This window comes from Pusillimonas sp. ANT_WB101 (assembly GCF_008369125.1).
In the GTDB taxonomy this organism is placed as follows: domain Bacteria; phylum Pseudomonadota; class Gammaproteobacteria; order Burkholderiales; family Burkholderiaceae_B; genus Allopusillimonas.
Window position 1 is genome coordinate 162,610 of record NZ_VOAY01000005.1, and the last position, 22,849, is coordinate 185,458.

General features: G+C 54.4%; 21 protein-coding genes. 17 read left to right on the top strand and 4 right to left on the bottom strand.

The window, feature by feature from the left end:
* The first annotated feature begins 85 nt into the window (after window positions 1-85).
* From FQ179_RS19305 to FQ179_RS19330, 6 genes are all read left to right on the top strand, one after another.
* Window positions 86-910, top strand: a complete 825-nt coding sequence (locus FQ179_RS19305) for an amidohydrolase (RefSeq protein ID WP_255475071.1) — start codon at window positions 86-88, stop codon at window positions 908-910.
* Window positions 907-1,572, top strand: a complete 666-nt coding sequence (locus tag FQ179_RS19310) for a hypothetical protein (RefSeq protein WP_370459903.1) — start codon at window positions 907-909, stop codon at window positions 1,570-1,572. Before FQ179_RS19305 ends, FQ179_RS19310 begins: the two co-directional genes overlap by 4 nt.
* A 51-nt stretch (window positions 1,573-1,623) precedes the next feature.
* Window positions 1,624-2,190 carry a carboxymuconolactone decarboxylase family protein gene (locus tag FQ179_RS19315; protein WP_149398950.1) on the top strand — a complete coding sequence of 189 codons (567 nt, stop codon included), beginning with the start codon at window positions 1,624-1,626 and terminating at the stop codon, window positions 2,188-2,190.
* Between the two features lie 32 nt (window positions 2,191-2,222).
* A complete protein-coding gene (locus FQ179_RS19320; protein WP_149398951.1) occupies window positions 2,223-2,642 on the top strand; it encodes a DUF2946 family protein in 420 nt (139 codons plus the stop codon).
* A 65-nt stretch (window positions 2,643-2,707) separates the two neighbouring features.
* The gene (locus tag FQ179_RS19325; RefSeq protein WP_149398952.1) at window positions 2,708-4,837 is read left to right on the top strand and encodes a TonB-dependent siderophore receptor; all 2,130 of its coding nucleotides are present in this window, start codon (window positions 2,708-2,710) and stop codon (window positions 4,835-4,837) included.
* 15 nt (window positions 4,838-4,852) lie between these two features.
* The gene (locus tag FQ179_RS19330; RefSeq protein WP_255475072.1) at window positions 4,853-6,433 is read left to right on the top strand and encodes a PepSY domain-containing protein; all 1,581 of its coding nucleotides are present in this window, start codon (window positions 4,853-4,855) and stop codon (window positions 6,431-6,433) included.
* A 54-nt stretch (window positions 6,434-6,487) separates the two neighbouring features.
* Here FQ179_RS19330 and FQ179_RS19335 read toward each other — a convergent pair whose 3' ends face one another.
* Window positions 6,488-6,811, bottom strand: coding sequence for a type II toxin-antitoxin system PemK/MazF family toxin (locus tag FQ179_RS19335; protein WP_149398953.1), 324 nt, complete (start codon window positions 6,809-6,811; stop codon window positions 6,488-6,490).
* A complete protein-coding gene (locus FQ179_RS19340) occupies window positions 6,808-7,017 on the bottom strand; it encodes an antitoxin MazE family protein (protein ID WP_149398954.1) in 210 nt (69 codons plus the stop codon). The genes FQ179_RS19335 and FQ179_RS19340 overlap by 4 nt, the downstream gene beginning before the upstream one ends.
* A 202-nt stretch (window positions 7,018-7,219) precedes the next feature.
* Here FQ179_RS19340 and FQ179_RS19345 point away from each other — a divergent pair, with 202 nt between their 5' ends.
* Complete coding sequence (locus FQ179_RS19345; RefSeq protein ID WP_149398955.1) at window positions 7,220-8,320, top strand: hypothetical protein; 1,101 nt, start codon at window positions 7,220-7,222, stop codon at window positions 8,318-8,320.
* A 92-nt stretch (window positions 8,321-8,412) separates the two neighbouring features.
* Here FQ179_RS19345 and FQ179_RS19350 read toward each other — a convergent pair whose 3' ends face one another.
* Both FQ179_RS19350 and FQ179_RS19355 read right to left on the bottom strand, forming a co-directional pair.
* Window positions 8,413-8,871, bottom strand: a complete 459-nt coding sequence (locus tag FQ179_RS19350; protein ID WP_188074667.1) for a hypothetical protein — start codon at window positions 8,869-8,871, stop codon at window positions 8,413-8,415.
* A gap of 368 nt (window positions 8,872-9,239) precedes the next feature.
* Window positions 9,240-10,613, bottom strand: a complete 1,374-nt coding sequence (locus FQ179_RS19355) for a bifunctional DedA family/phosphatase PAP2 family protein (protein WP_149398957.1) — start codon at window positions 10,611-10,613, stop codon at window positions 9,240-9,242.
* 105 nt (window positions 10,614-10,718) lie between these two features.
* Here FQ179_RS19355 and FQ179_RS19360 point away from each other — a divergent pair, with 105 nt between their 5' ends.
* The 10 genes from FQ179_RS19360 (at window position 10,719) to FQ179_RS19410 (ending at window position 22,837) form a co-directional block, all read left to right on the top strand.
* Window positions 10,719-11,054 (top strand): PepSY domain-containing protein, encoded by a 336-nt coding sequence (locus FQ179_RS19360; protein ID WP_149398958.1) that lies wholly within the window; start codon window positions 10,719-10,721, stop codon window positions 11,052-11,054.
* Window positions 11,055-11,127: 73 nt separating this feature from the next.
* Window positions 11,128-11,886, top strand: a complete 759-nt coding sequence (locus tag FQ179_RS19365; RefSeq protein ID WP_149398959.1) for a hypothetical protein — start codon at window positions 11,128-11,130, stop codon at window positions 11,884-11,886.
* A 25-nt stretch (window positions 11,887-11,911) separates the two neighbouring features.
* A complete protein-coding gene (locus tag FQ179_RS19370) occupies window positions 11,912-12,577 on the top strand; it encodes a response regulator transcription factor (protein WP_149398960.1) in 666 nt (221 codons plus the stop codon).
* Window positions 12,553-13,911 (top strand): ATP-binding protein, encoded by a 1,359-nt coding sequence (locus tag FQ179_RS19375; RefSeq protein WP_149398961.1) that lies wholly within the window; start codon window positions 12,553-12,555, stop codon window positions 13,909-13,911. Before FQ179_RS19370 ends, FQ179_RS19375 begins: the two co-directional genes overlap by 25 nt.
* Window positions 13,912-13,974: 63 nt before the next feature.
* Complete coding sequence (locus FQ179_RS22815) at window positions 13,975-14,694, top strand: DUF1003 domain-containing protein (RefSeq protein WP_255475073.1); 720 nt, start codon at window positions 13,975-13,977, stop codon at window positions 14,692-14,694.
* Between the two features lie 632 nt (window positions 14,695-15,326).
* Window positions 15,327-15,416, top strand: coding sequence for a K(+)-transporting ATPase subunit F (kdpF, locus tag FQ179_RS19390; protein ID WP_149398962.1), 90 nt, complete (start codon window positions 15,327-15,329; stop codon window positions 15,414-15,416).
* 175 nt (window positions 15,417-15,591) lie between these two features.
* A complete protein-coding gene (gene kdpA, locus FQ179_RS19395; protein ID WP_149398963.1) occupies window positions 15,592-17,295 on the top strand; it encodes a potassium-transporting ATPase subunit KdpA in 1,704 nt (567 codons plus the stop codon).
* A 9-nt stretch (window positions 17,296-17,304) separates the two neighbouring features.
* Complete coding sequence (gene kdpC / locus FQ179_RS19400) at window positions 17,305-17,964, top strand: potassium-transporting ATPase subunit KdpC (RefSeq protein WP_149398964.1); 660 nt, start codon at window positions 17,305-17,307, stop codon at window positions 17,962-17,964.
* A gap of 2 nt (window positions 17,965-17,966) precedes the next feature.
* Window positions 17,967-20,051, top strand: a complete 2,085-nt coding sequence (kdpB, locus tag FQ179_RS19405) for a potassium-transporting ATPase subunit KdpB (protein ID WP_149398965.1) — start codon at window positions 17,967-17,969, stop codon at window positions 20,049-20,051.
* 59 nt (window positions 20,052-20,110) lie between these two features.
* The gene (locus FQ179_RS19410; protein WP_149398966.1) at window positions 20,111-22,837 is read left to right on the top strand and encodes a DUF4118 domain-containing protein; all 2,727 of its coding nucleotides are present in this window, start codon (window positions 20,111-20,113) and stop codon (window positions 22,835-22,837) included.
* The last annotated feature ends 12 nt before the right edge of the window (window positions 22,838-22,849 follow it).

A 22,849-nucleotide genomic window follows, 5' to 3' on the forward strand; every position in this document is an offset into this window, starting at 1 on the left:
CGATTTTTTGAATAATGGAGTGTAGCCAATAATGGTCCGAGATAGTGCCCCACACGGGGCAAGCGCCCAGACAGTCGCGTGCAGTATGCCTGCACAGGCTTGCGACAGCCATTGCCACATTTTTGGCCCGGCCAGCCAGTTCCCCTTCGCGCCTGAGCGTTCTTATACGCCTGAGGATGCAGGTTTCGACATGCTGCACGCCATGCACCAGCGCCTGGGCTTGGAGCGCGGCGTGATCGTGCAGCCCAACTGTCATGGCTACGATATGTCAGCAGTCGTTGATGCCTTGCGACGTGGACAAGGGCAGTATCGCGCCGTCGCCCTGTTGCCAGACAACGTAAGCCAGAGCGAGATTGCCAGGCTGGACGGCGAGGGTGTGCGTGGTGTGCGCTTTAACTTTGTGGCACATTTGGCTGGCGCCACACCCGACAACATGCTCTCCATGGCCGAGCGCATTGCCACGTTCGGCTGGCATCTATGCATACACACAGATGGCAGCTCGCTGCTCGCCCTACTTCCCAAGCTCCAAGGTTCAGGGGTCCCCTTCATTATCGATCATATGGGTAGAGTCGATGCCGACGAGGGCGTGCACAGCGCGTCTTTTCAGGCATTGCTCTCTTTGCGAGATGATCCACTGGCGTGGGTAAAGATATCAGGAGTAGATCGACTGGCAGGTGGCCACTCACCCTACGACAAAGGCCATGGTTTCGTCCGTGCCCTGGTCGAGCACATGCCTGACCGCCTGCTTTGGGGTACAGACTGGCCCCATCCCAACGTCGCCGGCCCCGTGCCCGACGATCAAGAGTTACTAAACCTGTTCTGTGCCCTATGCCCCGACGCTGCACTTCGCGAGCGCATACTGGTTCATAACCCGCAGCAGCTATACCGTTTTAAGGATGCAAACTCATGAACAACATCGATGCCCCTGACACCAGCAGAGCGACTCTGGCGGAAACCATGCGTGAAGGCGCGCTCGCCGTGCTGGTGCGAATTCCCGACCATACCCTGACAAGGGCCCAGGCCATCGCCCTGTGCGGCAGCGCCGATATTACGGAGCATATCGCAGAAGTTGTCGACGACCGGGCAGCCGCACGATGTTTTCATGTCGTGCACGCCGTGGAACATGCCGAAACCTATATCTATGTTCTGGGTGGTACATCCACGCACGCCTTGGCGGTTGAGCGCCTGAGAAAAACCGTGCAGGCGCTGTACCCCACAGCCGATGTTACATCCCTTGAAGTGTGCCAGGTCGTCCCAGGCGCTTCGGCAGGGCTTGCTGGCGCCTGGCATTATGTCGTTGAAACCGATGTCAAGCCACAGGCTGAAAATGACTTCAATGACTGGTACCAGAACGAGCACCTTCCCGGTCTGGCCAGCGTACCCGGCACCGTGCTGGCGGTACGCTTAAAAAACCCACAAGGTTCGCCCCGCTATCACGCATGCTACCTGCTGCATACGCGAGAAGCATTCGGCTCCGAGCCGTGGCTGGCCGTGCGCGCCACGGACTGGGCCAGTCAGGTTCGCCCCAACTTCATGAATACAAAGCGGACCATGTTCACCGTGGCTGGCTAACCCACCTGCTGTGCGTCGCCCGGCGCCCACACATCAAAAAGGATTCGTTTTATGCCACGTTTGACCATGCCAGACCCCAGCTCCTTCACCTCTCATCAAAAGCGCGTACATGATGCCATCGCCAGTGGGCCACGGGGACGAGTACGCGGGCCGCTGGCAGTCTGGCTGAACCGCCCTGGGCTCGCAGAACATGCCCAAGCCTTGGGCCAATACTGTCGTTATGACTCCAGCCTGTCGCCGCGCCTGTCTGAACTGGCCATCCTGATCATGGCCGTTTACTGGCGTGCAGAGTTCGAATGGTGGGCGCACAAACCCATCGCCCTCGATGCCGGCATTACACAACACGTAGCCGATGCATTGCTGATGGGGTCAGCGTCGATTCCATTTGAACGCAACGATGAGCAGATCGTGCATGCATTCTTGACCAAGCTGTTGCAAGATCGCCACGTGCCGAATGAGCTATATCAAGATGCGGTAAAGACATTAGGGCAGGACCAGGTTGTCGACCTTGTCGGCCTGGCAGGGTATTACACGCTTATTTCCATGACACTCAATGTGTTTGAGATAGGGCTGCCCGAAGGTGAGCCACGCGTATTTGATGACGCGGAAAAAGCCTAAACACGTCTCAATACTGTGCTAGCATCGCGACTATGTTGCGCAGACCCGGCCACTTCCGCATACCTCTGAGCGTCCACAGCGTCATGCTGTGGCTCGCGACGGTGGCGTTTGTGTGCCGTGCCTTTATGCCTCTCGGGTATATGCCCGATACCACCGCACTGCGCAATGGTCAGCTGGTACTAACACTTTGCACAGCGGGCGGCGGCGTATCGTTTCTGTCGCTAAATGCCGCAGACAATGACCCGCAGCAAGACGTGTCGCGCGGCGATAGCTGCCCCTACGGCATGATGAGCGAGCAGGCTTTAATGGCACCGGGGCCAGATACGCTGCACATTGCGCTTCCCACCGCCGCCAAGGCCGTCTTTAACATACCCGTTTTTGCCACGCTCCCGCCCATGCCCCCTCTGGGGCCACCTCTCGGTTCGCGAGCGCCACCTTACCACCTCAGTTGATTTGTCTCCATGACGTCGATGCATTTCTGCGTCGGCCATCGATAACAAGTATCTGAGGTTTTTTCATGCCCTCCGCTTTTGTACGCGCAGCCATTGCCGCTGTGCCACTAGGCTGCCTGTTGCAGTCCGCTTTTTACGTCCCTGTCAGTCTGGCCGCCGAATCTGTCGCTCAATTACCGGCCATTTCCATTCGCGCCGCCGACGGGCTTGAGCTCAATACCGTTGTTTCCACGGGTTCTTCCCTGGATTTGACGCCACTGGAAACACCCGCCAGCGTAACGGTCATAAGTCGTGAACAGTTGGAAGAACGGGGCGACACAAGTGTGTCAGACGCCGTTAGCCGCGCACCCGGTATCAGCCAGATCGGCCACCCCGGAAATGGCGGTGACGCGCTGGCGGCTCGCGGCTTCACCGGCTCCAATTCAGTCATGCAGCTATACGATGGCATGCGGCAGTATGGCGGTATCGGCATTACCTTCCCGTTTGACACCTGGTCTATTGAGCAGATCGAAGTGCTGCGCGGACCGGCCGCCGTCATCTACGGTGAGGGCGCCATAGGCGGTGTCGTCAACGTTGTACCCAAAAAGCCCCAGCGCGGGCCCATCGAAAACGAACTACAGTTCAAACTGGGCACTGACAACACACAGGGGCTGGCCTGGGGCAGCGGCGGAGCCATAAACGACAAGCTGTCCTACCGTTTCGACATAAGCGGTAACCGATCCGATGGCTGGGTCGACATGGGAGACAACCGCGACCTAACGGTTTCGGGGGCCTTGACACTGGATGTCTCGCCCGAGCTCAGTCTGACACTAAGCCATGCGCAAGGCTGGCAGAAACCCATGCGTTATTTCGGCATGCCTTTGCGCGATGGTGAACAGTACGACGCATGGCGAGACAAGAACTATAACGTCGACAATTCGGACATTTCATTTCACGACCAGTGGACACAGCTTGCGGCAGAGTGGACGCCCAACGCAGACGTAACCGTGCGCAGCCGTCTCTATCAAATCGACAGCAGACGTCACTGGCGTAACGCCGAGAATTACGATTACCTACCGGCCAGCGGCCTTATTGAGCGCAGCGGTTACACAGACATTCGCCACCGGCAATCGCAAACGGGCAACACCACCGACGTTCGTATCGACACAAGCCTCTTTGGTCTGAAGAATCAGGTGTCAGTGGGGTTTGACATCAATCGCAGCCACTTCAAGCACAGCAATAACTCGCCTTATGGCGGTGTGTCTTACCGGGATCCAGACCAGGATGACAGAGGCGAATTCATCGACGTTGTATTGCCTATGCCGCGTTACCGCAATGTAGCGACCCAGTACTCGCTATTTGCTGAAGATCGCATCGAACTGACCCCGTCCTGGTCAGTGTTGGGCGGATTGCGCTATGACCACATCGACCTATCTCGGAGCGACCTGGCGGGCGGCACCACTTCTTTCGACAAGACCTTCTCCAACGTAGGCTGGCGTGTAGGTACGGTTTATGATCTCGCACCTGGCCTTGCGATTTACGGCCAATATTCTGAAGCAGCCGACTCGGTCAGTGCCATCATGATGATGTCACCCTCCAACAAAAACTTCGATTTATCGACCGGCAAACAATGGGAAGTTGGTATCAAACAGCAATTCTGGGGCGACCAGGGAGAATGGACGCTGGCTGCATACAGAATCGTAAAAAACGGCCTGGTCACACGAGACGTCGCCGACCCAACCACCAGTGTTCAAGTTGGCCAGCAATCTTCACAAGGTCTGGAGGCAACTGTGGGCCTGGATTTTGGCAAATGGCGTCTTGACGCCAACGCCTCTATTTTGCGAGCCCGGTATGATGACTTTACAGAAGCTGTGAATGGATCAGCGGTTTCGCGCAACGGCAACGTGCCCACCGATGTGCCTGAGCGCCTGGCCAATGTTTGGCTAAGCTGGAAATTTCTGCCCACATGGACGGCGAGTACCGGCCTGCGCTATGTTGGCAAGCGCTATGCGGATCGCGCCAACACACTTGAAATGCCTGCATACACAACCGTCGATCTCGCCCTTCAGTGGCAGGCGCGTAAAGACCTGCGATTCGCTTTGCGGGGCTTCAATGTCTTTGACCGACAGTATGCAGAGACGGCGTATTACAACCCCACGCAATGGTTGCAAGGGCCAGGGCGCCGGGTTCAGCTGACTGCCGACTATCGTTTCTAGCCAGGCGTAGCCATCATGACTAGCTTCTGGATGCGATTTAAGCGCATCACTTACCTCGTGCACCGGTGGACGGGTGTTGGTGCGTGCGTGCTGATGGCCATCTGGTTTTTAAGCGGCGTGGTCATGCTGTTTGTGGGTTACCCCAAACTCTTGCCCGCCGAGCGCCTGGCTGCGCTGCCAGTGCTTTCCGCCCCCGACTGCTGCGTGCCGGTCGAGGCTGCGTTAGCACAGGCCCAGAAACCGACGGACGTACGCGAAATTCAGCTGACGGCGCAGGGGGGCCAGCCGTATTACCGTCTTCTACAAAACGACGGGCGCTATATCTCGGTCAATGCACGAACGGGGCTTCTTCGCTCTCCGGTCACCAAGGATGAGGCGGTTCTGGCGGCGCGTACATACGGGGAGCAGGCCCGGCACGGTCAAGACGCTGGCAACCAACCGATAGCGGAAAGTACTACGCCTTTGCCCGGTCCGGTAATGGGGGCAACCTGGCTGGGTCTAACGCAAGAAGACCGCTGGACCCATTCTGGCATGCTGAATGCGCACAGGCCCTTGCATCGTGTTCAGCTAGAAGACCCCGCGCATACCTTGCTCTATGTGTCTTCCTCCACCGGCGAGATCGTCATGGATGCACCACGTGCTGAACGCGCATGGAATTATGTCGGGGCCTGGCTGCACTGGCTGTATATGTTCCGTAATCAGCCAACCGATCCTATCTGGAGCTGGCTGGTCATTGTTCTGTCGGCAGTAGGCGTCATCACCGCCGTAAGCGGAACCTTCGTGGGCCTTTGGCGCTGGCGCTTCAGCCACCCCTACAAATCAGGCTCGCATTCACCCTACCGGGATGGGTGGATGCGCTGGCATCATCTGGCAGGGTTATTGTTTGCCGCGACAACGTGCACCTGGATATTCAGCGGTCTGATGTCCATGAACCCGGTGGGGGTGTTCAACCCTCTGCATGCCAAACCAGATGTGGTGGCCTGGCGCGGTGAAACACCAGGCCAGGTGCGGCTGGAACTGCAGGCGCCTGAAGCACTGACCTTGCTGGCCCGAGAGGGCTTTTACGCACGGCAGCTTGAGTGGCGGGTACTGAACAAACAGCCCTATCTGCTTGCGCGTGACGCGGCTAATGATGTGAGGCTTATCGTACACGAGGCTGGCGGCTACATCGTGCGCAAACAGTGGCCTGAGTCTGTTCTGGTCGCGGGCGCATATCATCTTTTTAAAGCACCCATAGCATCTTCGAACCTGTTGAGTGACTACGATGCGTATTATTTTCACCGGGCGACTGCATCCATGTATGGCGCCGATGATCGGCGGCTACCCGCATTGCGTGTCGTGTTCAAGGACGCCGACGCCACCTGGGTTTACATCGACCCGCACACGGGAGACGTAGAACAATCCCTGAGCCGCAGGCAAAGAGTTGGCCGATGGCTATTTAACCTACTGCACAGTTGGGATTTTCAGCCCATGTTAAAGGCTGAACTCACGCGCAACATTGCATTGATACTTCTGAGCATTGGCGGCTTGGTAATGAGCGTGACGGGTGTGTGGATCGGTTATATACGACTGCGACGCAAGCTGTTGGCGGGTTAGCCATTTAAGGAACAAGGCCAACATTCAAAGCGTTTCACTTGATCGGGAAAATGACTAGGCGATCCCAACAACCCACAATAAGGTACGCTCTACGGCGCGCATTCGCTCGGAGTCCAGTTGACCAATTGTTTTGCCGATCTTCGAACGCGACAATGTTGCAATTTTGTCTACCATTACTTGAGATAGTGATTGCAGGCCGTTGGCAGGATTGGGCTCGATAGTTACACGAAAAGCGGTATCACGTATATCGCTGGTGATCGGGCATACGATAACGCTTTGCATTTCGGCAAGAAGATCTGACTGAATGATTAACGCGGGGCGGGGCTTACCAAGATCCCCCTGAAACGCCACAGTAACGAGGCTACCGCGACCACTCATAGCCAACCCTCCGTTGAGTTAGCCGCATCATCGGTAAATTCAAGGATTTCCCTCTCTGCTGAATCACTCTTTAGCTTGCGAACCTGCCGTGTGATTTGCTCAGCAAACTGGGGGGTGCGCGTGTCGGGCACCCACATCTGAAAGGGCCGCAAGCCTTCGGCCCGCAACCGGGCGCGGTGTCGTTCGACCTTGGCTGTCGTGCTCATGCCATTCACCCTCTCTGTTAACCATGTAAGGTATCATGTTACTTTACGTGATTACCGCAAATCAAGTTTTCCAAACGGTGCCGCACATGGTTATTTTCAGCACGAGGTGCAAGCACTTGCAAGTTGCACTCAACACAATAAAACCAGCCATCTGCCTCTGCTACAGTGAACACTCTTGCGTGTTTTCTGTCGAGCGTGTCCTGTGAAAACTCTGTTTGTGGCCGGCTTGCTGGCGTTTCTTGGTGCACTGTTAATTACCAGCACATTCAAACCCAAGCCTCTGGAGGCGCAATTGTTGCATCTGCAGGTTAAGCAGGCTTTGCCCGAAATGGCCGACGAGCTGGCTGCTGAGCCTGCCCAGATCCAGGCGCTGTTTCTTGCGTATGCAGAAGACCCCGTGTTGCTTGCCAAGGCAAAAATCGCCTTGCTGCGTTACCCCGAGATTGCCAGACCGCTTCTTCTGACATACGGAGAGAGCCCAGACTTCCAGGCGGTGCTTAGCCGTTATGGCGAAGACGCGCTCCTGCCGCTGCAGTATTTTGTCACCCATGAAGTCTTTACGCTTGAGTTCATGCGCAAGATCAGCGAAACAACCCAGAAGGCGCTAGGGTTGTTCGGTCAGTCTGAGGACGACACCTCCTCCGCCTCAAGCAGTAACCGCAGTGAAATCTCGAGCGAGGAGCGTGGCTGGTATGCCATACAGTTCATCAAGACAGAGGGCTACGACTTCATCGGGCAGTTTGTACTGGCTCCCAATGGCCAAGTCGGCTGGGTTCAGACCGAACGTGTGCTTGAAGGCATCAATAGTTTTTTTGCAGGCGGGGTTAAGGGGCTCGAAACTCGCGTACGCCGTGATGAACCTATAAGCGTGGGCGATGTGGGCTGGGCTGCGCTGGACGTCGCAATTGGCGTCAGTGCCTTCAAGATATTGCGGCTGGGCAAGGCCAGTGCGGTTAGCGGGCGCACCCTGACCTTTTCTCAGCGGTCTGCGGCGCTGGGCTCCGGCTTATGGCGCACAAGCGCGATCGGTATGCGCCTGGTGAAGTATGGCGCACCCGCCGTGTTGGCGTATATTGCCATTCGTCATCCAAGCGTCATCAACTCCTTACTGGGGTCTGTGGCTGAAAAATTTGGGCTGCCCGCTAGCCTGGTACAGGTAATAGGCTGGACGCTCGTACTGCTTCCTGTTCTTTTGTTGCTGCGTCTTTTGTTGCGGCCATTGGCATGGGTTGTTGCCGCCTTTTTGGGCTTGCTACGCTCGGCCGACAACTTGATGAGCAGGCGCCAGCCAAGCGCCTTATAAAGGATTCTTCAGTCTTCCTGACGATATCCCGCCTTCGCAAACGCTTCAAGGCCTTAGCTCAATCAACAAATAGATTGGGTTTGGCCATGCACTTAGGCGGTGGCGACCAGCATCCATAGTTGTCGGAAAACAAACGGATCAGCGATTACCCCTGCGCATCTGGCTATCGAATGGTGTAATTGGCGAATCTGTTCGATTATTCCCTTGGCCTGCTCGCTGCACGTTGCGGCCGCCATTTCTGGAGTTGGAGGTTGCACGTCGATCGTGCTGGCCTTCGTTCGACTTGTAATTTTGGCGATTATTTTCAGCTCGACGGTTTTCATTGCGTCGATTGTCAGCACGATGATCCCGGTTCGCGTCACGATGTCGGTCGTAATCACGACGGTCGGAGCGATGTGAGTGATTATCGCGAGTGTAGTAGCCTGGGCCGTAGTTACGATAGCGATAATCGTTATTACCGCGGTACCCGCCATAGCCGCTATAACCGCTATAACCGCTGTATCCATCGTAGCTTCCATATCCACCGTAATCGTTGTAATACGGTGAGTCATAGGCACAGGCTGAAAGCGTCAGCGCCAGGCCAACGACCACAACTGCGCGTGTCAGCAATGAACCGACATGGCGGCTCTCGCGGTTACTCCTGTTAAAAAAGGTCAAGGACATATACGTCTCCCAGTCTGCTTATGCAGACGGCTATTGATATCCTTATCCTACTGTGAAATAGACGGCTGCAGTGGGTTTTGAAGCTCGGTGCAACATCTGGCGAGAGAATATACGTGAATGAAACCCGATGAAACAAAGTTGCAAGCAAATTGAACGAATCCTCACTTGAGGCAGGGTATTCTCATCGCTCCTTCTATATAGACGGCAACACTCTGGCCCAAGTATTGGCTGGCGATACGACACCGCCGCCCAATTATTAGCGATTAATTTGTTGTTTCTGTTGCTGATAGGTATGCGTGCCTGTAAGGCAAAGCGCAAGCCATGCAAGGCCTTCCGCCAGTGCGGCCAAAACGTCGCTTAGGTAATGCGCCCCCAGGTATAGCCGGCTAAATGCTACCAAACTAACCATGGCAAATGCCAAAAGCGCCGTCCATACACGTCTGTTCCAGGAAGACGTGTTTGCAATAATGAATGCAGCGAGCATTCCATAAAACAACGTACTCGCTGCCGCATGGCCACTTGGAAAGCTATAGCTGCTCAGGCTAACGAGCGGCTGCTCAAATACCGGACGTGCACGCTGGAACGCGTGTTTCATCAGTACGTTGAGCAGCATGCCCCCTGGTACTACCAAAACCAGATTCAACAGCCAGTACCAATACCGTTTCGCTATGAGTATTGCAGCGAACACCAAGGTTATTATAGTGATGCCCACTGTGTTGTGCAGCAAGGAGATCATTTCCATAATCTGCGTCAGCCAGGGCACCGCATGCGCGTGCAACCATTGCGCGATATGCATATCGACGACAGTGATCGGGTCGCCAGTCATTACATCCTCTGCAATACCGCCAAATACCCAACTAGCTGCAATGAGAACCAGCGCACCGACCGAAAGGCGTAAACCCAAATAGCCATCGGGTGTAAGCCTGGCCCGAACAAATGCCAGTTGTGGCTCAAAACGTAAACGTAGTGCGGCAACTCGGGGCTGTGCCAAAAATCGAGACCATGCCGACTCAAGTGCGGCCTCATGACGCATCGCCCATCTCCATAGCCACACCAAGCCTAGTGAGAATGCCAAAACCCCGCCCAAAATAGCGCTTGCCCGCCCGATCCAGCCCGCCGCGAGTTGCCAGCTTGCGCCCAGGAAATAGCCAAGAAGTGTTACGGCCGCCGACCACAGGAAGGCGCCCATCATGTTATAGGGCAAAAAGAAGCGATATGGCATCTTGGACGAACCTGCCAAGAAAGGTACCAATGCACGGGCGAACCCCACAAAGCGCCCCAGAAAAACCGCCTTGCCCCCGTGCCGTGTAAAAAAAGCATCTGTTTTTGCGACGCGCTCTTCATTAATGCCAAAGCGAGACCCATAACGCAGCAGCGCAGGCCGGCCCAGGCATCGTCCCATCTCATAACCTAAGCTATCGCCCAAGGCGGCACCTATGGCGATGACCATGATTAGTACATCGAGGTCAAAAACGCCTTGTGCCGCCAGAAAGCCAGCTACCAGCACCAGACTTTCACCGGGCACGATAACCCCCAGAAACGCGGCAGACTCCAACGCGGCCCCCAGGAAAATAACCACATATCCCCAATGCCCGGCCCGGGTGACAAGCTCGATAAGGTAGTTCAGCACTGCCGACCTCGATTCTTTATTGTTTGTACTCAGTGTGAGCTAAGTCAGGCTACGTATTCTCCACCGTAGCGCAATTTTTTGCGTACCTTTATTTGGAGAACCACTATGTTTCGTTACACCAAAACCGCCCTTGTCGCCGCCATTTTAGCTTCGGCGAGTGTCGCAGGCTACGCGACAACCACAGCTAGCAGCGCTGAAAATGACGCCTCAGCCATTGGTAATGCAAAAATTTCACTCATACAAGCCATTACGGCGGCCGAGCAACACGTCAATGGCAAGGCGGTTCAGGCAGAGTATGAACAGACTAAAACAGGTTGGGCGTACGACGTAGAGGTGGCCAGCGGCGCCAACGTGTTTGATGTGAGCGTCGACGCCAATAATGGCACCGTTCTTTCTTCTATCCAAGACACTGCTGACAGCGAAGACCGAGCAACACGTTAATGCCAAGGCGGCAGCTAATACCCTTACTACATCCTGCACCCAAGAAAAGCTCTAATCCAGAAGAAGAACCACAATGAATACGTCGACGAAAACTGCCTTGAGCAAAGTTCCAGAAGTCACAATACTGTTTTGGATAATAAAGATCGCGGCAACTACGCTCGGTGAAACGGGTGGCGATGCCGTATCCATGTCGATGCATCTAGGCTATTTGATCGGCACGGGTATTTTCTCGGTCGTGTTTTTGGCAGCAGTATTTGCGCAGATCAAGGCCAAGGAATTTTATCCCTCTCTTTACTGGACAACCATCATCGCTACCACCACGGTTGGCACGACGCTGGCTGATTTCGCTGACCGGTCTCTTGGTATTGGCTATGCGGGTGGGTCGACCTTACTGCTGGTTTTGCTGCTCGGCTCATTGTTTATTTGGCATCGCACACTCGGCTCGGTCTCTGTTAGTACCGTTAACTCGCCCACAGCAGAAATGTTTTACTGGGTGACCATTATGTTCTCCCAAACGTTAGGTACCGCATTGGGCGATTGGACGGCGGGTACTGCAGGACTCGGGTACGCAGGTGCCGCTGTTGTCTTTGGAGCATTGTTAGCGTCGGTCGCGGCGGCTTACTATTGGACAAAAACATCGCGCACCCTGCTCTTTTGGGCCGCATTTGTGCTGACCCGCCCTCTTGGCGCGGTGGTTGGAGATTTTCTGGATAAACCGCTTAATGCAGGGGGGCTGGCTCTAAGTCGATATTCAGCATCGGCAGCGTTATTAGTCTTTATTATGGTGTGCATTCTCTTGTTTAATGAACGTGCTTCAAGCACAGCACACTAATTTATTTCCAACGGTAGGAGATGGCATGCGGATTTTACTGGTCGAAGACGATGCCATGATTGGCGAGGCCATCCAGGGAGCACTCAAGAATGCTTCGTACGCCGCCGATTGGGTCAAAAACGGCCAGACAGCCCTCACAACACTGGAGTGCCAGCACTATGACCTGGTACTGCTCGATCTTGGCCTGCCTGGCAAGGACGGGCTAGAGGTGCTGACCACCATCCGTGCCAAAGGCAACTCAGTGCCATTGCTCATCATCACAGCCCGCGATGATCTTAATGACCGTCTGCGCGGCTTAGACGGCGGAGCTGACGACTACGTGGTCAAGCCCTTTGAGATGGCCGAACTTTTGGCGCGTATGCGCGCTGTGCTGCGACGCAAGGGTGGAAGCGCAACGCCCGCTCTCAGCAACGGGGTTGTATCACTTAATCCGTCGACGCGGGAGGTGACTGTCAGCGACCGCCCTGCCATGCAACTCTCCAATCGCGAGTTTGCCTTGTTGCAAGCTTTGCTAACACGCCCTGGAGCCATTCTTTCCCGTAGCGACTTGGAAGACCGTATCTACGGTTGGGGAGAAGAGGTTGAAAGTAACGCGGTGGAATTCCTGATCCATGCTCTTCGAAAGAAGCTGGGTAAGGAGGCCATCCAAAACGTCAGAGGTATGGGATGGATGGTATCCAAGGGAAAATAAAACAATCGTTGCAGCTTCGGCTGTCGGTCTGGCTTTCGACGGCCATTCTTGGCATTGCGATCGCTGCTGGCGTGTTCTCCTTTGCCTCCGCGTTTCAGGAAGCCAACGAATTGCAAGATGATCAGCTCCGGCAAATGGCGGCGCTGGTGCATCGCTATCCATTGCCGATCAGCCAAGGCGCCATGCCTCAAGAAGTGCCTGGCACGGATCCCGAATCACAAATCGTTGTTCAAATATTGCCCAGTCACAATGCCCTCTTAACAGTATGGGAAGGCCTCGCCCTCTCCTCGCCCGTACACCTGCCCGATGGCATACAGACTTTCCGCGTACACGACGAAGCATGGCGACTGTTTGTGGCCTCGTCCAAGGAGGGCACTCGAGTAGTAATAGGACAACGCACAACCACGCGCGATGAAATTGCCCAAGACAGCGCATTAAGAACGGTTTTGCCGTTTATGGTGCTTGTCCCTATTCTATTGTTACTCGTGGGCGTATTGATTCGCCAGATGTTCAAACCCGTAAAGCAATTAGCTTCAGAGCTCAGCCGGCGCTCAGAACAAGACTTGACCGCACTCAGTGACACGCATATTCCCTCCGAGATTCGCCCTTTTGTCCGCGAAATCAATCAACTGCTTTCCCGTGTTAGACAATCAATCGCGTTGCAACGCCGTTTTGTCGCCGATGCCGCCCACGAGCTTCGCTCACCACTCACGGCGCTTTCCCTTCAAGCCGAGTTACTCAATGCAGCCGACATGTCGGCTCAAGGTCGACAGCGCCTCGACATATTGCAAAATGGCCTGCGGCGAACGCGAACATTGCTAGAACAATTACTGGCATTGGCCCGCGCCCAAGAGTCAGGCGACGAGCAGGCTGACGAGGTTTGCCTTGGCCAGGTTTTTCGTCAAGTTCTCGAAGACCTAATTCCTTTGGCACAGGCTAAACATATCGACGTGGGTGTGATTGGCGATGCCAGCACTACAGTATCGGCGTCTGCAATTGATCTAAAAACGCTAGTCAAAAATATCGTAGAAAACGCAATCAGGTACACGCCTGACGGAGGACAGGTCGATATATCGGTACGAGTCACACCCGATGGCGTAATACTGCAGGTTGATGACACCGGCCCGGGCATTGCTAAAGAAGAGCGTGCGCGCGTGTTCGACCCGTTTTATCGCGTGCTGGGTAATGACGAGGTAGGTTCAGGTCTGGGGCTGTCAATTGTGGGCGCGATTGCAGCGCGCATAGGCGCACGGGTAACGCTAGACTGCTCAGGTGGCGAAGAACCCACTCCAGGTTTGTGCGTAAGAGTGATGTTTCACCGCGGCGCGACATGAAGCGATTGCAAAGATGAATTTTCGCCATACCCCTCACCAGTTAGCGCAACGGAGCCGTTTAGAATGAAAGAACACTCTAAATCGGGTGTTGCGATGCAATCAACCTGCCATATATGCGGTCATGTCTTTCCCCGATCAAAATTGCGACCATGGATCTCCGTGCTGCCCCGCGTGTCAGATCTGATAGCTCAAAAAACCCCTGGCTGGATTGAAGGAAAGTACATTTGCAAACCTGATCTAGCCAAGTTTCGTCGTCAATATGTCGAAAAGCTTCTGGCAGATGAACGCGGAGAGCTAGACGATTTAACCCGGCAGGTTGTCGACAGTTTGGAAGCCGGAGAACTGGTTTCGCGCAATACCGAAGACGAAATTGCGATGAATTCCACTTTCGGCGAGCGTACCGCTGATAAAGTCGCGCAATTTGGCGGCAGTTGGGTATTTATAATTTCGTTCGGCGTGGTACTCATGGTTTGGATCACACTGAACGTTGCCGGCCTGTTTGCACGTCCCTTCGACCCCTATCCGTTCATTCTGCTGAACCTGGTGCTGTCTTGCCTAGCGGCTGTCCAGGCCCCAGTCATTTTGATGAGCCAGCGGCGGCAGGAAACCAAGGATCGCCTGCGTGCCGAAAACGACTACCGGGTGAACCTCAAGGCCGAACTTGAAATCCGCCAGTTACACGAAAAAATCGATCATCAACTTGCTCATCAATGGGAAAAGCTCGCCGAATTGCAGCAGATACAGATCGAATTACTTGAGGAACGTAACGATCGCCATCACTGATAGTCGTCGGCACGGCGGCCGCTGTTGGCATCGTTCAAAAAACGGATAGGGTGTGATTATTTCTCGTCTGCATATGTTTCGGGTAAGTTATTGACCCGTACACCGCACCTTGCTTCCGTTGTCCTAGCAAGTTGCCTTAATAGTTTTAATGGGGCCTGGCGCACTTCAGGTGCAAAGGTTTCAATCATGGCGCGCTCTTCGGCTATCAAGTCGGCTCGAATTTTTTGATAAAGCTTCTGCCCTGACTGCGTCGACTGGATCCGTATAGCCCTGCGATCAAGCGCGTCCTCGACGCGAACCGCATACCCCTAGCGCTCCAACGCGTTCACGACCCAACTTGCTGTGCTTTTACCCAGACACATTTCTCCGGCAAGCGTTTGAAGTCGTAGCGGTCCTTGCTTGATCAGGCTTTCTAACGCATAGCATTGCGTTACAGATACGTCATAGATCATCTCGAGAAGAAGTCGGCCATTTGCATATCGTCAGCCGCCAATGCACGCCCAGCGTCCCTCATCTACCAATATCCATACGATTTTTATACTTTCTTTATACGTTACGCCAGCATTTATAGAAAGATTTTATGGGCTTATGGATACAGTGGTGATTGTTAATTACCCATTGAGAAATTGTGTATGAGTTGGCTCGAACTATGTGCTGGCCTCGTTGCCCTGGGACTTTTTGCGTACCTGTTCTATGCCTTGATAAGGCCAGAAAAATTTTAAGAATTTAATCTTTAGGCGTTTCCAGCTTCGCTTGAAGCGCGATATTTTCACACGGCTAATTTCATGTAAAGGATGACTTGTGGACGATCTTATTTTCGTTAGTCTGACCATCGTATGTTTTGTGCTTGTCGCACTTTATATAGCGGCGTTAGATAAAATTCAGTGAGCCAAAACAATGCCAACCAATATATTGCAGTTCATAGTGCTGCTTGCCTGTATGGCAATGCTCACCATCGTCATGGGCAAGTGGCTTGCACATGCTTTTATCGGGTCAAAGCACAGCTCGCCTGAACGTTGGACATACAAACTATTTGGCATCGATCCCAACGAGTCTATGACATGGGGCCGCTATGCCGCTGCGCTGGTGCTGACCAATGCTGCGATGATGCTACTGGGCTATCTGCTTTTGCGTGTGCAGACGTGGATGCCACTTAACCCTTTGGCGTTATCTGCACAAACGCCAGCGCTGGCATTCAATACCGCAGCCTCCTTTATCACGAACACCAATTGGCAAGCTTATTCGGGTGAAGCCAGCCTAAGTAATTTCAGCCAAATGGCAGTAATCACATTTTTGATGATGACGGGCGCAGCAACCGGCGTGGCAGCCGGTGCTGCGTTTATTCGTGGGCTAGGCCGCGCCAACACCCAAAACTTCGGTAGCTTTTGGGTCGATGTAACGCGCATCATCTATCGCGTGTTCTTGCCACTTTGCTTTGTGATGGCGCTGGTTTATGTCTGGCAAGGCATACCGCAAACCTTGAGCTCCCAAGTGATGGCCACCACCATGGAAGGCGTGAAGCAACACATTATTCTGGGCGCCGTGGCCAGCTTTGAAACCATCAAACATATTGGCACCAACGGCGGCGGGTTTTTTGGCATGAATGCCGCACACCCCTTTGAAAACCCCACGCCGATTACCAACGCCTTGCACATTTTAAGCATGCCGCTCATTCCTGCCGCACTGACCTATGCGTTCGGCAGTATCCTCGCACGTCGGCGCCAGGGATGGGTGTTTTTCGGCACATTCCTGGTGCTTTTTATCGGCTTTCTGGCCATGGTGTATTCAGCCGAACAATCTGGAAACCCGCTACTGGCCGCTGCAGGTGCAGATCAGGCGCTGACTGCCGCCCAACCGGGCGGAAATATGGAAGGCAAGGAGTTGCGTTTCGGCATCGCCGGCACCAGCCTTTTCGTTGCGACCACTACCGCAGCAACCACAGGCTCGGTAAACGCCATGCACGACTCCCTCACACCATTGGGCGGTGCCGTCCCTTTAGCCCAAATGATGCTCAATAGCGTTTTTGGCGGAGCTGGGGTTGGCTTCATTAATCTAATCCAGTACGCCATTCTCACGATTTTTCTAGTGGGCATGATGATTGGTCGCACTCCCGAGTTTCTGGGCAAAAAAATTGAAGCACGGGAAATCAAACTGGTGATGCTGGCTGTGTTGGCGCATCCACTGAGCATTCTGGGCTTCACGGCGTTGGCCGTTGTATGGCCCGGAACAACGGATAGTTTGAATAACCCTGGAGCACACGGTTTCAGTGAGATTCTGTACGCCTATACATCAGGTACAGCAAATAACGGTTCAGCGTTCGCCGGACTGAATGCCAATACGCCGTTCTTCAACACCACAATCGGGCTTTCAATGTTGGTTGGGCGCTATTTGACGATGCTGCCAATGCTTGCTGTGGCCGGATCATTGGCGGCCAAAAAATCCGTACCCGAGACACAGGGCACGCTTCCCACTGCGACGCCGCTGTTCCTGGTTCTTACGCTATGTGTGATTGTCATGGTGGGCGGGTTGACGTTTCTTCCCGCCATGGTGTTGGGCCCTATCGTTGAACATATCGACATGTTGGCCGGTCGTCTTTACTAAAGGAATGATATGTCTGAAAGACACATGCTATTCAAAGGGATGGCCCGCCCAGTGCTGGTATCGAGCGTTTTCTTCATGTTGCTGGCTGGCCTGGCCTACCCGATGCTCACCACTGTCATAGCTAATAGGGTTTTCCCCGACCAGGCGCAAGGCAGCCTGATTAAACGCAACGGCGTGGTAATTGGCTCGTCATTGATTGGCCAGTACTTCACGCAACCGGTTTACTTTCATCCACGCCCAAGCGCAACGTTAGCACCCGACCCCGCCGATTCAGAAATAACCACAAGCATGCCTTACAACGCAGGCTTGAGCGGAGCCAGTAATCTGGGCCCCACCAACCGCAAGCTGGTGGATCAAGTGGCTAAGCGAGTGATGGCGTATCGCACGGAAAACGGTATGGCAAGTACTGCGAGCGTGCCCGTTGACGCGGTAACGGCATCCGCTTCGGGCCTGGATCCGGACATTTCCATTGCCAATGCCCAGCTGCAGGTCACACGCGTGGCCGAGCATCGCCAAGTGCCAGTGAGTACTGTCCAGCAACTGTTGAAAGCCCATATTACTGAGCGCTCCCTTGGCATATTCGGTGAGCCTCGCGTCAACGTCTTGAAACTTAACCTTGCGCTCGATGAATTATTACCCGCGCCCTTGCATGAAAAACCTAGAGAATAGCCATGAGTGATAGAAACACACCTCTACCTTTATTCGATCGGAAACTGGTCGGGCCTGCATGCCTGGAGGCACTCAAGAAGCTTGCGCCACAGGCGCAATGGAAGAACCCGGTGATGTTCGTCGTCTATGTAGGCAGCATTCTCACCACCGCTCTATGGCTGCAAGCCGTAATGTTTGACGAGCATGCCGCGCCTGGTTTTAGCCTGGCCATCACAGCATGGCTGTGGTTTACCGTGCTGTTTGCAAATTTCGCCGAGGCGTTGGCCGAGGGGCGCAGCAAGGCTCAGGCTTCGACCTTGCGCGGCATGAAGCACAAGACTATTGCAAAGGTTCTCCAGGAGCCCCATTACGGTAGCAATTGGCTGCCGAGAGAGGCCGACGACCTGCGCAAAGAAACTGTGGTGCTGGTTGAAACAGGTGATGTAATCCCTTTAGACGGGGAAGTTATCGAGGGTGTGGCCTCGGTCGATGAAAGCGCCATTACCGGCGAATCGGCACCGGTAATTCGCGAATCAGGCGGCGATTTTTCCTCCGTGACGGGAGGCACGCGAGTGCTATCTGACTGGCTGGTGGTACGCGTTAGCGTCAATGCGGGCGAATCGTTTCTGGACCGCATGATCTCCATGGTAGAGGGCGCCAAACGCAGAAAGACACCCAATGAAATTGCTCTGACAATTTTGCTGATCGGCCTGACGATTGTGTTTTTGTTGGTCGTGGTAACACTGGCGCCGTTTTCCGCATTTGCCGTGAGTGCGAGCGGCACGGGTCAGGCCGTCAGCGTCACGGCATTAATCGCGTTGCTGGTCTGTTTAATTCCGACCACCATCGGCGGCCTGCTCTCTGCAATCGGTGTAGCCGGTATGAGCCGCATGATGCAGGCCAATGTCATTGCCACTTCCGGTCGTGCTGTAGAAGCAGCGGGCGATGTGGACGTACTGCTGCTCGATAAAACGGGCACTATTACGCTAGGAAACCGGCAAGCCTCGAGCTTTCTTCCCGGCGAAGGTACCAGCGAACGGGCCTTGGCCGAAGCCGCGCAATTAGCCTCGCTAGAGGATGAAACGCCTGAAGGGCGAAGCATTGCCGTGCTTGCCAAGACGCGATTTAATCTGCGCCAGCATGAAATGGCTACCCTCAACCCAATGTTCATTCCATTTACGGCGCAGACGCGCATGAGCGGCGTGGATTTGACGGGCGACAGCGGGCCCCGCGTAATTCGCAAGGGTGCCGGACAAGCAATTCGAAAGCACATCGAATCACTTGGCGGCCGCTGGCCCGAGGATATACAGCTGAAAATGGATGAAATCGCACGCCGTGGCAGTACACCGCTAGTCGTGGCAGAAAATGCAGTAGTGCTTGGCGTGGTTGAACTAAAAGACATCGTAAAAGGCGGAATCAAAGAACGTTTTGCCCAATTGCGCCGCATGGGTATTAAAACTGTCATGATTACCGGGGACAATCGCCTTACAGCGGCCGCCATTGCGGCAGAGGCCGGCGTGGATGACTTTTTGGCGGAAGCCACTCCGGAAGCCAAGCTAGCCATGATACGCAGCTACCAGTCTGCAGGTCAGTTAGTCGCGATGACGGGCGATGGTACCAACGATGCACCTGCCCTGGCCCAGGCCGATGTGGCCGTTGCCATGAATACCGGCACGCAGGCCGCCAAAGAAGCAGGAAACATGGTTGACCTGGACTCAAACCCCACCAAATTGCTGGAAATCGTCGAAACAGGTAAGCAACTGCTGATGACACGGGGGTCGCTAACCACATTTTCTATTGCCAACGATGTGGCAAAGTACTTTGCCATCTTGCCGGCCATGTTCGTTACGACCTATCCACAACTAGCCATTCTCAATGTAATGGGCTTAGCCAGCCCACAATCTGCCATTTTGTCTGCTGTTATTTTTAACGCCCTCATCATCGTGTTTTTGATTCCTCTCGCCCTCAAGGGTGTTCGGTACCGTGCTTTGGGAGCCAGCGCGTTATTAAATAGAAATTTACTTGTGTATGGTTTGGGAGGTCTTGTCGTACCATTTGCAGGGATCAAGCTGATCGATATTCTGCTATTGGCTACACACCTTGTTTGAATAGTGCGTGTTTCAATACAAACTAAACATGGCCACCTTGTAGATGATCTTGCTCACCCATGAATGACTCACGACCCGACCCAGACGACCTGTTAGCACAAATTCGCCAGGACGAAGCCCGGGCGTCGCGCGGCAAGTTGCGTATTTATTTTGGCGCATCGGCCGGCGTGGGTAAAACCTATGCCATGCTCAGGGCTGCGGTTGAGCTCCACGCTAAAGGTGTGGACGTTCTTGCGGGTGTGGTAGAAACGCACGGGCGTAGAGAAACTGCGGCTCAAATGGGTGTACTGGAAGTACTTCCAGCCAAAAAAATCAACTACCAAGGACGGATCCTCAGCGAATTTGACCTCGATGGCGCACTGCATCGCCGCCCAAACCTCATTCTGGTTGATGAACTGGCGCATTCCAACGTCGCTGGTTCACGCCACCCCAAACGCTGGCAAGATGTAGACGAACTGTTGGATGCTGGCATTAACGTGTACACCACACTTAATGTGCAGCATCTGGATAGCTTGAACGACGTGGTGGGCGGCATTGCAGGCATTCGTGTACACGAGACACTGCCCGATACCTTCTTTGATCAAGCTGATGAGGTGGTATTCGTCGATACGCCCGCCGACGAGCTGATTGCCAGGCTGAACGCAGGCAAAATCTACATTCCCGATCAGGCTAAACGGGCCAGCCAAAATTTTTTCCGCAAAGGCAACCTGATCGCATTGCGCGAGTTGGCACTGCGTCGTGCTGCCGATCGGGTCGGGGAAGATGTACAGGCTTACCGCATGCGCCACGCTATCAACCAGGTGTGGAAAACTGAAGCCACCTTGCTGTGCTGCATTGGCCCTGAAGACGACAGCGACTACATTGTGCGAAGCGCCGCCCGACTGGCGCAGCAGATGGCAACCACGTGGCACGCTGTTTATGTTGAAACCCCAGCGCTGCAGCGACTCAGTAACGAGCAACGCGAACGTATTCTTCAAACTGTCAGGCTAGCCCAAGACCTGGGGGCCAAGACGGCAGTTCTTTCTTCTCAACATATTCCGCAAGCCCTGGCCGATTACGCCAGCCAGTGTAATCTGTCCAAGATTTTGATTGGGCGTCCTGAACGACGCCGCAGTTGGTTGGCGCGAGGGCTCGGGCAAAAGATTGCTGCGATCGCTCCCGACCTGGATGTGATCGAACTGGGCCGGGCACAAAATGCACCCGCACGCGCTGCCCAAAAAACGCGAAACCATAACACGGTTTACCCGCTGGCACGCTACGCGTGGGCGGCCGCAATCTGCGCCGCCACCACGCTGCTTACCCTGCCGTTGCGATCTGCACTGGACCAGGCCAACATTGTTATGTTGTTTCTGCTGGCTGTCTTGGGGGTAGCAATCCGCTATGGACGAGGCCCGGCCATGATGGCGGCAGTGTTAAACGTGGCAGTCTTCGATTTATTCTTTGTTCCGCCTCTTATGTCATTTTCCGTCTCGGATGTTCAATACTTATTGACATTCGGCGTGATGCTGGCCGTTGGCATCATTGTGGGGCAACTGGCTGCGGGGCTACGATTTCAGGTGCGTATTGCCAGACATCGTGAAGCACGTTCACAGGCGTTATTCGAGGTGGCGCGAGACTTGTCCAGTGTTTTGGTAATTGAACAACTCGTCGAAGTCGCCGAGCAAGCCATCGCACGCGAGTTTCGAGCACATGCCCATATTTTTGTGCTTGGCATGGACGACATGCTGCAAATGCCGCGCTCGGGTACCAATGTAGCCAGCCTGGATATCGGAGCCGCTCATTGGGCGCTTGAGAACAACGAGGCGGCAGGCTTGGGCACCGACACGCTACCCGGTAGCCCGTGGCTTTACCTGCCACTTAAGGCCCCCATGCGTGCAAGAGGCGTCCTCGCTATTTGCCCCACACAACCGCGGTTGCTGCTCGTGCCTGAACAGCGCGAGCAACTTGAAACCTTTGCGGTACTGACGGCCATCGCACTAGAACGGCTACATTATGTATACGTAGCCCAACACACTACCTTGCAAATGGAATCTGAACAGTTGCGTAACTCGCTTCTTTCGGCTTTGTCGCACGACCTGAGAACCCCATTGACCGCTCTGTACGGTATGTCGCAGATGCTAGAGTCGAGCTCGGACGAACTTTCAGTCGACACGAGAGAAATTGTGCAAACCATCGGTCGAAGTGCTCGCCGCCTAAACGCAATGGTCGATAACATTTTAGATATGGCCAGGCTACAAAGCGGCACGGTACAACTAAACAGGCAATGGCGACCTTTTGAAGAAGTCATCGGAAGCGCGCTACGATCCATGGACACAACACTTTCAAATCACCTGGTGGTTACGCGCCTTGCGTCTGAACTTCCTTTAATCTATGTTGACGCCACCCTGATCGAACGCGTACTGTGCAATCTTCTGGAAAATGCGGTCAAGTACACACCAGTGGGTAGTACCGTGACAATCGATGCCAAAGCAAGCGAACGACAATTCTTGGTGACCGTATCTGATGATGGCCCAGGGTTGCTTCCAGGCCGGGAAGAAGCCTTATTTAAAAAGTTTTCTCGGGGACAGCAAGAATCAACGACGCCGGGCGTAGGCTTAGGATTAGCCATTTGTCGTGCAATCATCGAGGCGCACGGCGGTGATATCTGGGCCGAGCCACAAGCCGAGCCCAGCTTATTACTGGCCGGTCATTTACCCGACACAAGTAAAAGACCCCGTGGCGCCACATTCGGTTTTTCTATTCCGCTTGGCATCCCGCCTAACATGCCCGACCGCTCTGAAGCATAGGGCAATCAAGCT

Excerpts from the sequence above, each read along its gene's own strand:
- FQ179_RS19410 (WP_149398966.1), top strand. The coding sequence starts at position 20,111 with ATGAATGACTCACGACCCGACCCAGACGACCTGTTAGCACAAATTCGC.
- kdpF (WP_149398962.1), top strand. The coding sequence starts at position 15,327 with ATGAGTTGGCTCGAACTATGTGCTGGCCTCGTTGCCCTGGGACTTTTT.
- FQ179_RS19360 (WP_149398958.1), top strand. The coding sequence starts at position 10,719 with ATGTTTCGTTACACCAAAACCGCCCTTGTCGCCGCCATTTTAGCTTCG.
- FQ179_RS19310 (WP_370459903.1), top strand. The coding sequence starts at position 907 with ATGAACAACATCGATGCCCCTGACACCAGCAGAGCGACTCTGGCGGAA.
- FQ179_RS19320 (WP_149398951.1), top strand. The coding sequence starts at position 2,223 with ATGTTGCGCAGACCCGGCCACTTCCGCATACCTCTGAGCGTCCACAGC.
- FQ179_RS19340 (WP_149398954.1), bottom strand. The coding sequence starts at position 7,017 with ATGAGCACGACAGCCAAGGTCGAACGACACCGCGCCCGGTTGCGGGCC.
- kdpC (WP_149398964.1), top strand. The coding sequence starts at position 17,305 with ATGTCTGAAAGACACATGCTATTCAAAGGGATGGCCCGCCCAGTGCTG.
- FQ179_RS19370 (WP_149398960.1), top strand. The coding sequence starts at position 11,912 with ATGCGGATTTTACTGGTCGAAGACGATGCCATGATTGGCGAGGCCATC.
- FQ179_RS19315 (WP_149398950.1), top strand. The coding sequence starts at position 1,624 with ATGCCACGTTTGACCATGCCAGACCCCAGCTCCTTCACCTCTCATCAA.
- kdpA (WP_149398963.1), top strand. The coding sequence starts at position 15,592 with ATGCCAACCAATATATTGCAGTTCATAGTGCTGCTTGCCTGTATGGCA.
- FQ179_RS19305 (WP_255475071.1), top strand. The coding sequence starts at position 86 with ATGCCTGCACAGGCTTGCGACAGCCATTGCCACATTTTTGGCCCGGCC.
- FQ179_RS19330 (WP_255475072.1), top strand. The coding sequence starts at position 4,853 with ATGACTAGCTTCTGGATGCGATTTAAGCGCATCACTTACCTCGTGCAC.
- kdpB (WP_149398965.1), top strand. The coding sequence starts at position 17,967 with ATGAGTGATAGAAACACACCTCTACCTTTATTCGATCGGAAACTGGTC.
- FQ179_RS22815 (WP_255475073.1), top strand. The coding sequence starts at position 13,975 with ATGAAAGAACACTCTAAATCGGGTGTTGCGATGCAATCAACCTGCCAT.
- FQ179_RS19375 (WP_149398961.1), top strand. The coding sequence starts at position 12,553 with ATGGATGGTATCCAAGGGAAAATAAAACAATCGTTGCAGCTTCGGCTG.
- FQ179_RS19325 (WP_149398952.1), top strand. The coding sequence starts at position 2,708 with ATGCCCTCCGCTTTTGTACGCGCAGCCATTGCCGCTGTGCCACTAGGC.
- FQ179_RS19335 (WP_149398953.1), bottom strand. The coding sequence starts at position 6,811 with ATGAGTGGTCGCGGTAGCCTCGTTACTGTGGCGTTTCAGGGGGATCTT.
- FQ179_RS19350 (WP_188074667.1), bottom strand. The coding sequence starts at position 8,871 with ATGACTCACCGTATTACAACGATTACGGTGGATATGGAAGCTACGATG.
- FQ179_RS19365 (WP_149398959.1), top strand. The coding sequence starts at position 11,128 with ATGAATACGTCGACGAAAACTGCCTTGAGCAAAGTTCCAGAAGTCACA.